This window comes from Roseinatronobacter bogoriensis DSM 18756 (assembly GCF_004366635.1).
GTDB classification, from domain to species: domain Bacteria; phylum Pseudomonadota; class Alphaproteobacteria; order Rhodobacterales; family Rhodobacteraceae; genus Roseinatronobacter; species Roseinatronobacter bogoriensis.
The window spans coordinates 425,563-440,392 of record NZ_SORN01000002.1 but is presented as its reverse complement, the minus strand read 5'-3'; the positions used below and the strand labels follow the sequence as shown (position 1 = coordinate 440,392).

The 14,830-nt window shown below is 58.4% G+C and carries 14 protein-coding genes; 2 read left to right on the top strand and 12 right to left on the bottom strand.

The features are described 5' to 3' along the window. Positions 1-71 precede the first annotated feature (71 nt). The 10 genes from EV660_RS06875 to ybgC form a co-directional block, all read right to left on the bottom strand. Positions 72-905, bottom strand: a complete 834-nt coding sequence (locus tag EV660_RS06875) for a hypothetical protein (protein WP_071480969.1) — start codon at positions 903-905, stop codon at positions 72-74. A gap of 300 nt (positions 906-1,205) precedes the next feature. Continuing rightward, the gene (ftsH, locus tag EV660_RS06870; protein WP_071480968.1) at positions 1,206-3,125 is read right to left on the bottom strand and encodes an ATP-dependent zinc metalloprotease FtsH; all 1,920 of its coding nucleotides are present in this window, start codon (positions 3,123-3,125) and stop codon (positions 1,206-1,208) included. 80 nt (positions 3,126-3,205) lie between these two features. Next, positions 3,206-4,459 carry a tRNA lysidine(34) synthetase TilS gene (tilS, locus tag EV660_RS06865; protein ID WP_100319164.1) on the bottom strand — a complete coding sequence of 418 codons (1,254 nt, stop codon included), beginning with the start codon at positions 4,457-4,459 and terminating at the stop codon, positions 3,206-3,208. Continuing rightward, positions 4,456-5,250 (bottom strand): tetratricopeptide repeat protein, encoded by a 795-nt coding sequence (locus EV660_RS06860; protein ID WP_071480967.1) that lies wholly within the window; start codon positions 5,248-5,250, stop codon positions 4,456-4,458. The genes tilS and EV660_RS06860 overlap by 4 nt, the downstream gene beginning before the upstream one ends. Before the next feature lie 4 nt (positions 5,251-5,254). Then, positions 5,255-5,794, bottom strand: coding sequence for a peptidoglycan-associated lipoprotein Pal (pal, locus tag EV660_RS06855; RefSeq protein ID WP_071480966.1), 540 nt, complete (start codon positions 5,792-5,794; stop codon positions 5,255-5,257). A gap of 40 nt (positions 5,795-5,834) precedes the next feature. Next, positions 5,835-7,160 (bottom strand): Tol-Pal system beta propeller repeat protein TolB, encoded by a 1,326-nt coding sequence (gene tolB / locus EV660_RS06850; protein WP_071480965.1) that lies wholly within the window; start codon positions 7,158-7,160, stop codon positions 5,835-5,837. Then, on the bottom strand, positions 7,157-8,335 hold the full coding sequence (locus tag EV660_RS06845) for a hypothetical protein (protein ID WP_071480964.1): 1,179 nt from the start codon (positions 8,333-8,335) through the stop codon (positions 7,157-7,159). The genes tolB and EV660_RS06845 overlap by 4 nt, the downstream gene beginning before the upstream one ends. A 61-nt stretch (positions 8,336-8,396) precedes the next feature. After that, complete coding sequence (tolR, locus tag EV660_RS06840) at positions 8,397-8,867, bottom strand: protein TolR (RefSeq protein ID WP_071480963.1); 471 nt, start codon at positions 8,865-8,867, stop codon at positions 8,397-8,399. A gap of 2 nt (positions 8,868-8,869) precedes the next feature. Next, a complete protein-coding gene (gene tolQ / locus EV660_RS06835; protein WP_071480962.1) occupies positions 8,870-9,568 on the bottom strand; it encodes a protein TolQ in 699 nt (232 codons plus the stop codon). 87 nt (positions 9,569-9,655) lie between these two features. Continuing rightward, a complete protein-coding gene (gene ybgC / locus EV660_RS06830; protein WP_071480961.1) occupies positions 9,656-10,072 on the bottom strand; it encodes a tol-pal system-associated acyl-CoA thioesterase in 417 nt (138 codons plus the stop codon). 133 nt (positions 10,073-10,205) lie between these two features. Here ybgC and EV660_RS06825 point away from each other — a divergent pair, with 133 nt between their 5' ends. Then, on the top strand, positions 10,206-10,883 hold the full coding sequence (locus EV660_RS06825) for an SDR family oxidoreductase (protein ID WP_071480960.1): 678 nt from the start codon (positions 10,206-10,208) through the stop codon (positions 10,881-10,883). 6 nt (positions 10,884-10,889) lie between these two features. On the opposite strand, the gene EV660_RS06820 is transcribed toward EV660_RS06825, so the two are convergent. Continuing rightward, positions 10,890-11,513: a hypothetical protein gene (locus EV660_RS06820; RefSeq protein WP_071480959.1), complete on the bottom strand. Its 624-nt coding sequence runs from the start codon at positions 11,511-11,513 to the stop codon at positions 10,890-10,892. 173 nt (positions 11,514-11,686) lie between these two features. Here EV660_RS06820 and EV660_RS06815 point away from each other — a divergent pair, with 173 nt between their 5' ends. After that, complete coding sequence (locus EV660_RS06815; RefSeq protein ID WP_168800292.1) at positions 11,687-12,538, top strand: tetratricopeptide repeat protein; 852 nt, start codon at positions 11,687-11,689, stop codon at positions 12,536-12,538. A 25-nt stretch (positions 12,539-12,563) separates the two neighbouring features. On the opposite strand, the gene EV660_RS06810 is transcribed toward EV660_RS06815, so the two are convergent. Then, entirely contained in the window at positions 12,564-14,711 is a 2,148-nt protein-coding gene (locus EV660_RS06810) for a malate synthase G (protein ID WP_071480957.1), read from the bottom strand. Positions 14,712-14,830 lie beyond the last annotated feature (119 nt).

The following is a 14,830-nucleotide window of genomic DNA, read 5'->3' as shown; positions in this document are numbered from 1 at the left end:
AAAGCACCCAGCAAATTGCTGGGTGCCCGTGCTAGCTGACAATACAGGGTGTATCGTCCCGGCCTGTGTGATCACGGCGTTGGGAATTGTGAATCGTCGTCGTCATCATCTACGCAAGGATCATCGTCGGACAGAAGGCAGCTGCAAAGATTGGCAACTGTTTCGTCATCCGCAAAAGGAAAATCAATTTCGATCTCCTCAAAGCTGTCGTCCTCGGGCTTGGAAATCGTCACCTTTGTGATCGAGGCTATCGGATCAATTGTACCCACTTCGGGGAAGTCTTCCTCGAGGTCCTTGAGTTCAGCCAGAACCTGATCAAAGACAGCGTCAAAATCCGGATTCTCAGGATCAAAATCTTCTGGTGCTTCAAGCGTCACTGACAAGTCCACGCCCGCAGCATCGCATTTGACATCGAACTCCAGAACGACGGCGTCATCGTCTTTATCGTTGTCATCATCATCATCGACGACATCATCATCAGTCAGGTCTTTTTTGCACAGCTTGTCATACAGTTTGTCGAATTTGGATTGATACTTGTCGGCTTTCCACTCAAGCCTGAGCGCTTTCTTTTCGCCCAGAGTCTCGAGTTTCGAGGCCTTCAACTCGCCCGCGCGTTCAGCCTTGGCGGCAAGGTGGCTAAGTCCGCGTGCTTCTAGTTTTTCAGCTTTTGCAAGTGCCTTATCCCGGATCGAATCTGCCTTGTCCTGATACTTGTCGCGCGTGGATTCTGCCCTGTCTTCGTACTTGGCGATTTTCTTCTCGTATTTGGCGCAGAGCTTTTCTGCCTTCTTTTCGAGAAGTGCGTATTTCTTATCTGCTTTCTTCTCCAAGATTGATTTTGTCTTGGCTGCTTTTTTTTCGATCAAGGAAATTTTCTTGGATGCTAATTTCTTCAACAGAGACATGGGGGACCCTCAAAATCTTTACCAACTGTTAGAAGTTTAACACGACTTTGTGAGCGCGAACACTTCAAGATTGGCGCGGTCGTGAAACACTCTGTTTCGCAAAACGATGAAATTGTGCGAATATTATCATCTTTCGCGCAATGGTCGCTCTCTATCTTGTGCGATTCTTTCACCCAAATATTCGGACAATCCACCCAAATATTCGGACAATCGACTAAACTATTTGGTCAACCACCGATCATTTCGGCAATAAAAAAAGCCCCCGGTCACTGCCGGGGGCTTTTTGTGATCGTCATGAACTCAGGCGCTTGGTTCTGGCTCCAGCCCGCCGTCGTCGTCCCCGCGCTTGCGCCCTCGGGTCTTGGGCACCGCCGCGACAGAAGGTGTGCCGCTTGATGGCGTGCCTTCATCGTCGTCGCCACGATCAAGCGCTTCGCCGCGCATCACGCGACCAATCTCTGGCCCAGTCAGCGTTTCATATTCAAGCAAGCCCTGTGCAAGGTTTTCCAGCTCATTACGGCGCTCGGTCAAGATCCTCTTGGCTGTCTCATAGCCTTCATTGACCAACTCGCGCACCTTGTCATCAATCATCTTCTGAGTGATGCCTGAATGGTTGGACCCGCCGCCGTAATTGCCCAGATAGCTTTGCTGCTCATTCGCGTAGTCGACATAGCCCAACTCTTCATCAAAGCCGAACTGAGTAACCATGGCGCGGGCAATCTTGGTTACTTGCTGGATGTCGCTAGCAGCCCCAGACGTAACTGCATCCGTGCCGAATACCAGTTCTTCTGCAACACGCCCGCCCATAGCCATCGCGATCTTGGACTTGTATTTGCGGTAGCTTACTGACAGCTGGTCACGCTCTGGCAAGGAGAGAACCAGACCCAGGGCGCGGCCTCGTGGAATGATCGTCGCTTTGTGGATCGGATCGTGTTCCGGAACATGAAGACCAACAACGGCGTGCCCTGCCTCGTGATAGGCCGTCAGTTTCTTTTCATCCTCGGTCATGACCATGGAACGACGTTCAGCCCCCATCATGACCTTGTCCTTGGCATTTTCGAAATCGTCCATCACGACGAAGCGCCGGTTGGACCGCGCCGCCATCAGGGCAGCTTCATTCACCAGATTGGCCAGATCCGCACCAGAGAAACCTGGTGTCCCGCGCGCAATTATGCGCAGATCGACATTCGGGCCAAGTGGCACCTTGCGCGCATGAACGCCAAGAATACGCTCGCGGCCCTTGATGTCGGGGTTGGGCACTTGCACCTGACGGTCAAAGCGACCGGGGCGCAGAAGCGCGGGGTCAAGCACGTCGGGGCGGTTGGTGGCCGCGACGATGATAATTCCCTCGTTTGCTTCAAACCCGTCCATTTCGACCAGAAGCTGGTTCAGCGTCTGCTCGCGTTCGTCATTGCCACCGCCATAGCCCACGCCACGCGAGCGGCCCACGGCGTCGATTTCGTCGATGAAGACAATGCAAGGCGCGTTTTTCTTGGCTTGCTCGAACATGTCGCGCACCCGGCTAGCGCCGACACCCACAAACATCTCCACGAAGTCAGAACCAGAGATGGTGAAGAAGGGCACACCCGCCTCACCAGCGATGGCACGCGCCAGAAGCGTCTTACCAGTGCCCGGAGGGCCGACAAGAAGCGCGCCTTTCGGGATCTTGCCACCAAGACGCGAAAATTTCTGTGGATTGCGCAGAAACTCAACAATCTCTTCCAGCTCGTCCTTGGCTTCGTCAATTCCGGCCACATCGTCAAAGGTCACGCGACCGCTTTTTTCGGTCAGCAGTTTGGCCTTGGACTTTCCAAAGCCCATCGCGCCGCCCCGGCCACCGCCTTGCATGCGGTTCATGAAGTAAATCCAGACACCGATCAGCAACAGGAAGGGCAACCACAGCATCAGTGTGGACAAGAAGCCCGATTGCTGCTGCGGGCGTGCCTCTACCGGAATTCCGGCATCCAGCAGGCGCTGGGTCAGGCCAGTGTCGTCAGGGCGCACTGTTGAATACTGCTGTCCATCACTGCCCACAAAGACGATGCGTTCGCCATCTATCGTGACGCGGCTGACTTCATTGGCATCAACACGTGTGATGAATTCAGAATAATTGACACTGCGTGCCGAGGATGTGTTCTGCCCAGTGCTGAACATGTTGAACAGCATGATCATCAGCAAAAACAGCACGATCCAGAAAGCAAAATTCCGTGCGTTACCCACGGGCGTCTCCTCTTGTCATCTATGCTATGACGCGGCTGCGCCAATACTTACACTCTTACATAGCAATTATACCTGCACGATCAATGCGAATACGGCGTTAGAACGAAAGACTCATCAGGTTCTCTTACGCAAAACCGCCAATTCGGCGAAAAACCGGCCAGAGGCGCGGCAATCAGCCGCGAACCAAGCCACACTGCCGGGCTGGAAAGAAGCGATCTGCGGGGCAGGCGCCACCCGGTTCGATCAGGGCATTGTGCAAGCCCCGCCTCGCCCAATGCGCTGATGGTGAGGCCGGGCGGCAGGTCGGTCTGGGCAGGTGGCATCGCACGCCAGCGACCATCCCACAGACTGTCCAGCGGTGCGGAATGTCCTTTCACGGCATTCTGCTCGCGGGTGATCCGAAGCTCTTTGGCCGTGCGCGTCAGCAGGCAGCCATGAAGTGTGGCAGATGCAGAACTCAGTGCGGCGCGCAAGGCAGACAGGCGCGGACGATAGGGTTTTGAGGCGACCTCACACAAGGCCCGCGCAACAAGGCGGTGGCGCGTTTCTTGCGCCAAAGCGTCAAGACCTGCGGCATCAAACACGAAATCACCATGCTCGAAACGGCAGATATGCCGCGCGGCGTCTGTTGCTGCGGCGTCCAGCACTGCCCGGGCCTCGGCCATTCGCTGGGCGGTTTGTGCCAGTCGTTCCGAGCTTAGCCCCAGAGGTTCGAGATGTTGCACTGCCTGCCGCGCTTTGATGCGGTCAAAATTGGTGTCGTCATTGCTGGGGTCATCCACCCATGAATGGTTGCGAGCGCGAAGCCAGTCGCGCAATTCGTCACGGGTGAATTGCAGAAGCGGACGCAGCCATCTGATACCGGATTCATCATGCACAGGGGCCATCGCTGCCAACCCATCCACCCCGGAACCACGGGCAAGCCGCATGAGAAAGGTTTCGGCCTGATCATTCTGCGTATGGCCCAACAAGACAGCCTGCAACCCTTCTTGCTGCGCCCATTGTGTCAGCAGGCTGCGCCGCGCTTGTCGCGCCGCGTCCTGCAAGTTGCCCTGTCCGCTCCAGCCTTCCCATTTCAGGGTGACATGAGAAAGCCCAAATGCGCCTGCGGTATGCGCGACAAATGCGGCTTCCTCTGCGGCTTCTGGCCTTAGCCCATGATCGACCGTCGCGATATGCAATTCCGCACCGCCCCAGTGCCGGGCCAGATGCATAAGCGCAATGGAGTCACCGCCGCCAGAAACCGCCAGCCCCAGCTGGGATGGTCGTTCGGGCGCAAGGCACTCCATCGCCTGCGCAAAACGCGCGGTCAGATCCGGCTTCGGCGTGCTCAAGGGCAGGACAGGCGCGCGCGCGCTTCGCTTGCCTCGGCGGCTTGCGAACTTGTGGCAAACCGGTCCAGCAATTCGTCAAGCATGATGCAGGCCTCTCCGCGCTGCTCAAGCCGACCAAGGCTCTCGCCTAGGGCCAACAAGGCGCGCGGTGCGTCTTCACCATCCGGATCCGCCAGATACAAGTTGAGATAGACGCGCGCTGCATCCGTTTCAGCGCCGCGTGCGCGGTGCATTTCACCCAGCAATATACTGGCATCGGCCCCAAGCGGGCTGCCGGGATAGAATTCCAGAAACTGTTTCAAGGCATCGGCGGCCGCATCGTGGCTGCCTTCTTCGGCCAAGGCCCGCGCAGAGTCGAATGCAGATTGCTCCCCTGCGGCCAGTTGCGGCGCATCATCGTTCACTGAAGGCTGCCCGCCGCCGTCGAGCGGGCGCGTCGGAGGCAGTGCCGACGTATCGCCGCCCTCCAGTTCCGTCATGCGAAATTCCAGATCGCCCAGACGGTTGGACGCCTCGTCTATTGTGCGACGAATGCGGAATTCCAGCTCTTCTGCGCGTCCTGTCAGGCGTGCAAGTTCTTCGCGGATGCGTTCCACCCGGTCGATAAGCGCACCGTCAAAGTCAGGCTGCGATTCCGCGCTGCCTGACGACAATTCACGCGCAAGATCCGCCACAACCCCGCTTAGCGCGGTCAGTTCTGCGCGCAGATCGGCCACGGTGTCAGCCTGTGCCGGGGCCAGAACGGGCCCCGACACAAGACAAGCGACTGCAATAATACGGATCAGGCGCATGGGCTTAGCTGGACACGCCGGAAACGGTCGTTACCGAACGGCGGTTCACATCCCAGCAGCGCTGTGCAGCACAGGCCTCGACCGGGCGTTCCTTGCCATAGCTGACGGTGCGCAGGCGGTTGGCACTGACCCCCTGGCTGACCAGATACTGCATGACTGCATTGGCGCGCCGCTCGCCTAGCGCCACGTTATATTCGCGCGTGCCGCGTTCATCCGCGTGGCCCTCGATGATGATGGAGTATTGCGGGTTCGAGGTCAGCCAACGGGCCTGCCCATTCAATGTGGAGCGCGCCTCATCATTCAGGCTGGAACTGTCGACCGTAAAGAACACCCGATCACCGATTCGCTGCTGGAAATGCGCGATGGAATTGGGGTCATTCGGGTCGCCAAGGTTGCCGACGCTGATGCCGCCATCATTGAAGCCGCCAGGGCCGCCAAAGCCATCAGCGCCGCCGCCCCCGAAGGAACCACCGGCGCGCGGGTTGTTACAGGCCGCAAGCGCGAGCGCTGCAAGGACAAGGAGTGTTTTTGACGTCAAGGTCATGAAGTTGGTCCCTCAGAAGGTTTGTGGTTATGGTTCAGGATCAGGGTAGAAGCGGGCCCCAAGCCGGGTCAGACGCCGGGCCGGGTGTGGGCACACGGCGCAGGTTTCGGCCAGTGATATCGACAGAGAACAATGCCGGATCGCCACCTTGCGCTTCCCGGGTGAATTTTACGACGCGACCATTTGGCGACCATGTTGGCCCTTCGTCAAGAAACGAGGCCGTGAGCAGGCGTTCTTCACTGCCATCTGTGCGCATCACGCCGATATGGAACCGACCCGCATTGGATTTGGTAAAGGCGATCAGGTCACCGCGCGGTGACCAGACCGGGGTTGAATAGCGCCCCTGCCCAAAGCTGATGCGCCGCGCCTCGCCGCCGTTTGCGGGCATGACATAGATCTGGCTGGTGCCCGAGCGGTCGGATTCAAAGGTGATGAAGCGCCCATCGGGGGAAAAGCTGGGTGCCGTGGCAATGGATGGCGACGAGGTCAGCTGCTGGATCTGGCCGGAACTGATATCCATGCGATACAGGTCCGTGTTGCCACCCCGCGCAGCCGAGAAAACCAGCGAGCGACCATCAGGCGAGAAACGCGGCGAGAATGTCATTGCACCGGGAATATCGCCCACAAGCTGGCGTTGGCCAGTCTGGGTGTTCATCAGCGCGATCCGCGGAGAGCCTGTCTCGTAAGTGGTGTAGATGATCCGGTCGCCCGAAGCGGACATCCGAGGCCCTAGAACAAGCGCGCGACCATCGGTCAGATATTGCATATTCTCGCCATCCTGATCCATGATCGCCAGTCGCTTGGTGCGGTTGCCACGCGACCCGGATTCCGAGATGAACACAACCCGGCTGTCAAAATAGCCGCCTTCGCCGGTGATCCGGCTATAGACAGCGTCTGAAACTTTATGCGCCATGCGCCGCCAGTTGTCGGTACTGCCGCCAAATTGCAAACCTTCACCGATCTGCTGGCCCGACAGCACATCAAACAGGCGGAATTTTACATTCATGCGATTGCCCGACACGGACACGGCCCCGGTGATCAATGCCTGCGTATTGATGGCGCGCCAGTCCGAATAATTCACGCTGGCATCAAAGCTGGAGATACGACCAAGATGCGCCGAACGCGGGATTTCGCGAAACAGGCCCGTATTCGTCAAGTTGGCAGACACAACGCGCGCCAGGGCTTCGGAATACTGGTTGCCCGCACTGTTTTCAGGGACGAATGCGGGCATCGCGAAGGGCATGGGTTCGATCACACCCTCGGTGATCTGCAAGCGCAACGGTTGTGCCTGAGCGGGCAGGGTTGCAGCAAATGCTGCAAACCAAACCAAAAAAAGCGCAGGCAGAACGTGAAAAAGCCGGGTCATCTGAGCCTCATCCCTTCGGGGTTGAACGTAATTTCAATATCGCGCCACGCGTCGTATTTTTCGGCAGGCAATCCATAACCGTCGCCTTCACAACGTATGATGGCGCGGCGTGCTGCGTCAAATGCCTGCTGAATCGCAGTTTCGGTTCCACCCGACGCCGAGACGATCCGAATGCTGCCCTGTTCATGCCGGGCTGAAGGCGTCATGGAAAACGCAACGGTCACAGTCACTTGTTGCGCATCGGTTGAAAGGACGCCCACGTTCCAACACTGCTGAATGGCCAGCCGCAAGCCGTCAGCCTCGGACGAGCTGAGCCCGGCAGAGCTTGACGCAGGGCTGCTAGGTTGTTCTTGCGACAAAGCTGCCGCCAAGGCTTCGGCAATTGCATCCGTCGGGTCAGGCTGGGGCGCAGGTGTCGGTGCTGGTTCAGGTTCGGGCGTTGGTGCAGGTGTCGGCGCCGGTTGGGGCTCCGGGGGTGCTTCGGCAGTCTGCGCAGGGGGTGGGGTCGGGCGATCTGGCCGGGTGCGTGGGCGTGAACTGATGGTCGGTGCCGCCGCTGCGCGTTCGGTGGCCCCTTCTTCGGTTTCGGTTGCTTCTGTCACGATCTCGGTCGTCGCCTCTGGCGGTGCGGTTTCAGCCTGTTCTTCTTCTGGAAGCTGGGTGTCTGCTTCGGCATCAGGCTGTGCCGCTGGCTGCGCAGCGATATCGATCTGCGCATCCTCTGGGGGGGTGTCGCTTGGCGTCGGGGCGACACGGTCCACAGGGCGCGGACGGGGGCGCGCGCTGACGCCGGGGGCGGGCATCGGCGAGAAAATGACCCCGCTCGCTTGCTCTGCCGGTTGCGGCTCTGGCGCAGGTTCGGGCTCTGGCGCAGGTGCGGGCGTTGGTTCGGGTTGTACCGGTTCTGGCGCGCTGATTTCAGGTTCTGGCGCGGGTGCAGGCTCTGGTGCAGGTTCAGGCGCGGTAACAACCGGGGGTGTCGGTTGTGGCTCTGGTTCTGGGGCGGCATCCGGTCGGGGGCCGCTGAGCGCTGCGAATTCTTCGGTCGAGATAAGTGATACATCGGTGACAGGAATTGCCGTATTCCTGTCGGGGGCCTGAAAAATGTCAAAGAGCATAACCCAGACAATCAGGCCAATATGCGCAACACCCGAGACTTTCTGTCCCGTGTCCATGCGGTGCCATATATCCCTTGCATTTGTCATTTGCCAATTCTGGCCTTCACACCAGGTGCACTTAGTCGCCCGCGCCGTCGAAGCGCGGACCGCCTTGTTCGGTCACCAGACCGATATTGTTGAACCCGCCAGAGTTCAGCGCCCCCATGACCTGAACAACGCGTTCATAGGGAATGGTTCCGTCGGCGCGCAGGAAAACCTTGTTGTCGCGCCGTTCCGCCGCCACAGCACGCAGGCGCGGGATCAACTCGTTGGGGTCAATCTCGGCGGACATGATCATCACGGTGCCATCAGAGGTCAGCGTGATTGACAGCGGCTCTTCCTGTTCGGCTGGAAGAGCACCAGCCGATGTGCGCGGCAATTCCACAGGAACGCCGACAGTCAGCATTGGCGCGGCCACCATGAAGATGATCAGCAAAACCAGCATCACATCGACAAAGGGCGTCACGTTGATTTCGGACATGCGACCGGCACCGCCACGCCGCCTGCGCCGCCCGGTTCCACCCCCTTTTTTGACAAATTGCGCGCCCATGATCAGGCCGCGTCCAGCTGGCGGGACAGGATGGTGTTGAACTCATCCGCAAAGGCTTCGTAGCCAGAGATGATGGCGTCACTGTCATCGGTCAGCTTGTTGTAGAAGATGGTCGCGGGAATTGCGGCCAGTAGGCCCAGACCGGTCGCAAGAAGTGCTTCGGCAATACCGGGGGCCACGACCGCAAGGTTGGTGGATTGCGCCAGTGCAATTTCTTCGAACGCGTGCTTGATCCCCCAGACTGTCCCGAACAACCCGACAAAAGGCGATGCGGACCCAACCGAGGCTAGGAAAGTCAGCCCCCCGGTCAGATTGCGCGATTCCTTGGTGATCGCCACATCCATTGACCGATCTATGCGCGCAACGGCTCCCGGGATCAGCCGGCCGTCTGCCCTGTGTGAGCGCCGCCATTCTGTCATGCCAGCGGCAAAGACACGCTGCGGCGATGTCGCAGGCGCAGGACCGATCTGGTCATACAATTCGTCCAGCGGTTCGCCCGACCAGAAGGCCGCATCGAAATCCTCGGCGTCATTGCGTGCGCGACGATACAGGATGTGCTTTTGAATAATGATCGCCCATGACCAGAAGGACGCGATGATCAGACTGATCATCACCAACTGGACTGTGATGGTTGCACGTGCAAAAAGAGCCAGCAGAGAGAAATCAATCTCCTGCGTCGCTGTCAGGGTCGTCTGGTCCATATGCCTGCTCGCGTTTGATGTGCCGCTCTACAGGCGGCTTTGACGCAGACCATACAACAAGACAAGCGCATCACCAACACAAGCACGTTATACTTGCGGTTTAAAACGGGGGTTTTCGCCGATTTTTTTGATCAAGTGGTCTGGTAAGGGCTGTGGGCGGCCGGAATCGCCCAGACAGACCAGCGTCACCTCGGCAGTGAACAGTGTGACGTCGCCGCGTGACACGGCTTGGCGCAGCACCAGTCTAGCGCCGGAATGGCGCAGATAGTCGGTTGTGACATCCAGCACATCATCGAAACGGGCAGGGGCCAGATAATCCGCAATCACCCGGCGAACGGCAAACACGCCTTGTCCATCCGCTTTCATCTGTGCCTGGTCCAGCCCCAGATCACGCACCCACTCGCTGCGTCCGCGCTCGATGAATTTCAGGTAATTGGCATAATAGACGATCCCTGCAAGATCGGTATCCTCGTAATAGACACGAACGCGGTGGATGTGGGTCATTCTCGGGCCTTGATCATTCGCACACACCATCGTGCGGGGTTGCGCAGGGTATATCAATCGTGGGGCAGTGGCTTGTACCTTGAGTGTAACAACTTACGTGCTGACACAACACGCACTAAGCAGGAAGTCTAAAATGACCAGAGAAAAGACAGTTTTCATCACGGGCGCGTCCAGCGGGATCGGGGCTGCCACAGCAAAAGCGGCGGTTGCGGCAGGGTGGAATGTCGGGCTGATGGCGCGCAGCGCGGATAAGCTTGACAGTCTTGTGCAAGAACTTGGAGAGGCCAGTCTCGCAGTTGCCGGTGACGCCACCGACCTTGGTGCGCAGGAAAGTGCCATTGCGCGCGTCGCCTCCCATTTTGGCGGCATAGATGCCGCCTTTGCCAATGCCGGGATGGGGGTTGATACACCGGGAACTGAAGCAGGTGACCCGCGAGAGTGGCGGCGGATGATTGATCTGAACATCATGGCGCTGCTTTACACAGCACGCGTGGCCTTGCCAGAATTGCGTAAAACCAAGGGACAGCTTGTTCTGACCGGCTCCGTTGCTGGCAAATTGCATATTCTAGGCTCGATCTACGGGGCGACCAAATGGTTTGTGCATGGATATGCGGGCAATATGGCGCAGGAAATGCGCGAATGGGGCGGGCGTTGCACGTTGATTGCGCCGGGCATGGTGGACACCCCTTTCTTTTCCGAACCCAAACCCGACAAGTTGCAGCCCGAAGATATCGCAAATGCGGTAATCTTCGCACTCTCTCAACCCGAGCGCGCCTCGATAAGCGAAATCACGGTCATGCCGACGGGCTGACATGCTTCATTGCAGGCTGCCGATCCGGGCACCCAAGCGCAAGGCATGGGCAGGGTCGGTAGCGACTGCGGGCAAAACGGGGTCATAGGCCGCGCGGATCAAAGCACCGATTTCGGGGCGCAGGATCGTGTCTCCATCCGTCAGCGCCAGGGCCGAACGGTCGGTGAAGGCCCGGTCAGACCACAAGAGGATGACCTGCACTGCCTGAGAGAGTGCCAGGGTTTCAGCAGGGACAGATTCAAGTGCGTCATCCATGCGGATAAAGACAAAGGCCGCACGGATGGCATTGGCCTCGTCGAAGCGGAATATCCGGTACTGGTTCGCATCCGCCGCCTGAAGTCGGGCGACAAGCGGCCCCAGACCTTCCACCAATCGGTCCAGATTGGGCACTTCAAGCAATTCCGACCAGTCGCGAAAGAAGAAGACCATCAGATTGGCCCCCAATTCGGGGTCGGTTTCGGCCATCTTGTGACCCGCCAGCGCGACAACAGCTTCAATCGCGCCCTTGACCGTGGAAAGGGTGTTGTCATCCACCCCAAAGACGACCGGAACAATCGGGCGTCCCCAACGCGCGCAGAGATATTGGCCGTCCGCGCGGGTGAAAAGCTGTTCAATCCAGTCTGTCTGCATATGTTTGTCCTTTCGCGGCCCCGCCTTAGGCCGGAACTACGGATTGCGCAACCTGTCGCAGTGGTATCACAACCGCGTGACAGCCATCAGCAAGTTGCGTATATCAGTGAAGATTGCCTAGTCGGGTTGAGCGCATGATCTTCAGGCTGCTTCTTCTTTTCCTCTGCTTCGGGATGGCACAGCCTGTACTGGCGCAGTTGCGCGCGCAGGATGGTATCGTCGCATTGGAAGATGGCGATATTCCGACCGCACTCAGCATCTGGACCCCATTGGCAGAGCGCGGTGATGTGCTGGCGCAGTATAACTTAGGTGTTTTGCTGGCAGCAGGCGAAGCTGACAGCGCAGACTTGCAACAGGCGCGACATTGGTTCGAAGCGGCTGCTTTGCAAAACCATCTGGGCGCGCAACAGGCGCTGGCAGATTTACTTGCATCCCAGCAGGAATGGGAGGCGGCACGCCATTGGTACAGTGTCGCTGCAAGGGCAGGGGCCGCGCGCGCGCAGTTTTCCCTCGGCAAGATGTTGGAACGTGGTTTGGGTGGCCCATCTGATTCTCAGCAGGCTGTCGCATGGTATCAGGCCGCGGCAGAGCAGGGCTTGCGCGACGCGCAGTTTGCACTTGGCGCTGCCTTGGCCGAACTGGGGGACGTTGAAGCTGCTGCCGACTGGTTTGAAGCCGCCGCCCTGCAAGGTCATGTCACTGCCACGCATAATCTGGCACTGGCGCTGTCGCGCGGTATTGGCCGCAATCAGGACATGAGCATGGCGCGCCAGCTTTACCTGACGGCCGCCTCCGCCGGATATGCGCCATCATTTTACAATCTGGCCCTGATGCAGGCGCAGGGGCGCGGGGGTCCACAGGATTTCCGCAAGGCGCTGGCTTTAGCGATTGTGTCTGAGCGGCTGGGCCACAATGGCGCCTCGGCATTGATTGACGCCTTGCATGAGGTGATGCCCACGGATGAGATCAGGCAAGCGGAAGCGTTGGCAGATGAGTGCCAGACCGATCCGGGTAGTTGCGGCTGAGGGAAGCCCCCAGCCGCAATGCTGCTTAAGTTGCCGCTTTCAATTGTAGCCTGCGTGCGTGCAAGACGGGTTCTGTATAGCCTGATGGTTGTTCGCGCCCTTTGAACACCAGATCACAGGCCGCCTGAAAGGCAATGCTGTCAAAGCCTGGTGCCATCGGGCGATACGCGGGATCATCTGCATTCTGACGGTCAACCACTTCCGCCATGCGCTTCATCGCGTCCATGACTTCGTCTTCAGACACGATTTCATGATGCAGCCAGTTCGCAATATGCTGGCTGGAAATGCGACAGGTGGCGCGGTCTTCCATCAGGCCCACATCATTGATGTCCGGCACCTTGGAACACCCGACACCCTGATCAATCCAGCGCACGACATAGCCAAGGATGCCTTGTGCGTTGTTTTCAACCTCGCGCAGGATCTGGTCGCGGTTCCATTTGCGGAAAGAGGCAAGCGGAATGTCCAGCAGCGCTTCGACATGCGCGCGCCGCCCGCCGTTCTTCAGTTTTTCCTGCACTTTGCGCACATCGACCTGATGGTAATGCATTGCATGCAAAGTTGCCGCAGTCGGTGACGGAACCCAAGCGGTATTCGCACCCGCCTTCGGATGCTCGATCTTTGTCTCAAGCATCGCCGACATCTGGTCAGGCATGGCCCACATGCCCTTGCCGATCTGCGCGCGCCCCATCAGCCCGCACTCCAGCCCGATATCGACATTGCGATCTTCATAGGCCTTGATCCAGCCCTTGCGCTTGATGAAATCCTTGCGCGAAAAGGGACCGGCCTCCATCGAGGTGTGAATTTCGTCGCCCGTGCGGTCCAGAAAGCCTGTGTTGATGAACGCGACCCGGCGCCGCGCGGCATGGATACATTGTTGCAGATTGACAGATGTCCGGCGCTCTTCATCCATCACGCCCATCTTGATCGTATTGGCTTCGAGGCCCAAGGCCTGTTCGACACGGGCAAAAATCTCGTCGGCAAAAGCCACTTCTTCAGGGCCGTGCATCTTTGGCTTGACGATATAGATGGACCCTTCGGCAGAATTGCGCGCGCCATTGGTCTTGCGCAGATCATGCAGCGCGCAAAGCGAGGTGATCATGGCATCCATCATGCCTTCGAAAACCTCATTCCCGTCCTTGTCCAGAATGGCGGGGTTGGTCATCAGATGGCCCACATTGCGCACCCACAACAAGGCGCGCCCCTTCAGGGTCTTGGCGCTGCCATCCGGGGCGGTGATCTCCACATGCGGGTTCAGGCGGCGGGTGATTGTTTTACCGCCCTTGTCCAGATCGGCGCTCAGGTCACCTTTCATCAGTCCCAACCAGTTGGAATAGGCCAGCACCTTGTCCTCGGCATCGACGCAGGCGACAGAATCTTCGCAATCCATGATCGCAGAAAGCGCGGATTCCGCGCGCACATCGGCCATGCAGGCCTGATCACGCCCGCCAATCAGATGCGCGCGGTTGAAGACCAGTTCGACATGCAGCCCATTATTCACAAGGAAAACAGAATCTGGCGCACGCGGATCACCCTGATAGCCCGCGAATTTGCCAGGGTCTTCCAGCGGCTTGCCATCGACCAGAAGCGCCCCCCCTTTGACATGATACAGCCGCGCATCTGCATGACTGTGACCGGCAAGTGGAAAAGTCGCATCCAGAAAGACCCGAACCCGCGCCACCACACGCGCGCCGCGCCCCTGTTCATACCCGCCCGCGGGCGGCATGCTGCCCATCGCATCCGTTCCATAAAGCGCATCATACAAGCTACCCCAACGCGCATTCGCAGCATTGAGCGCATAGCGCGCATTGGTGATCGGAACGACAAGCTGTGCGCCCGCGATGGTTGCAATCTCCGGGTCTACCTTGGTGGTGTCAATCTGGAATGGCGAAACTTCTGGCAACAAGTAGCCGATCTCTTCGAGAAACGATTTATACAACTCGCGGTCATGGACCTGATTGCGCCGCGCGATATGCCATTGGTCAATCTGGCGCTGAAGGTCGGCGCGCTTTTCCAGCAAGTCCCGGTTCTTTGGTGTCAGATCATGGATGAGCGCCGAGAATCCGCGCCAGAACGCAGTTGCGTCCACCCCGGTTCCTACCAGCGCTTGGCCTTCAATGAAGGTACAGAGTTGCAGACTCACGTGCAGTTGGTCACGTTTTACCATTGTGTTCATGACGGGTCCCTTGTGCTGTGAAGCTTGAATCGTCCAGATTATGTACAGCGGCGCACATTATTGTTCTGGGATGTGGCGACAAGCACAAATTCTGACTTCTTGACAAGAAACACTGCATC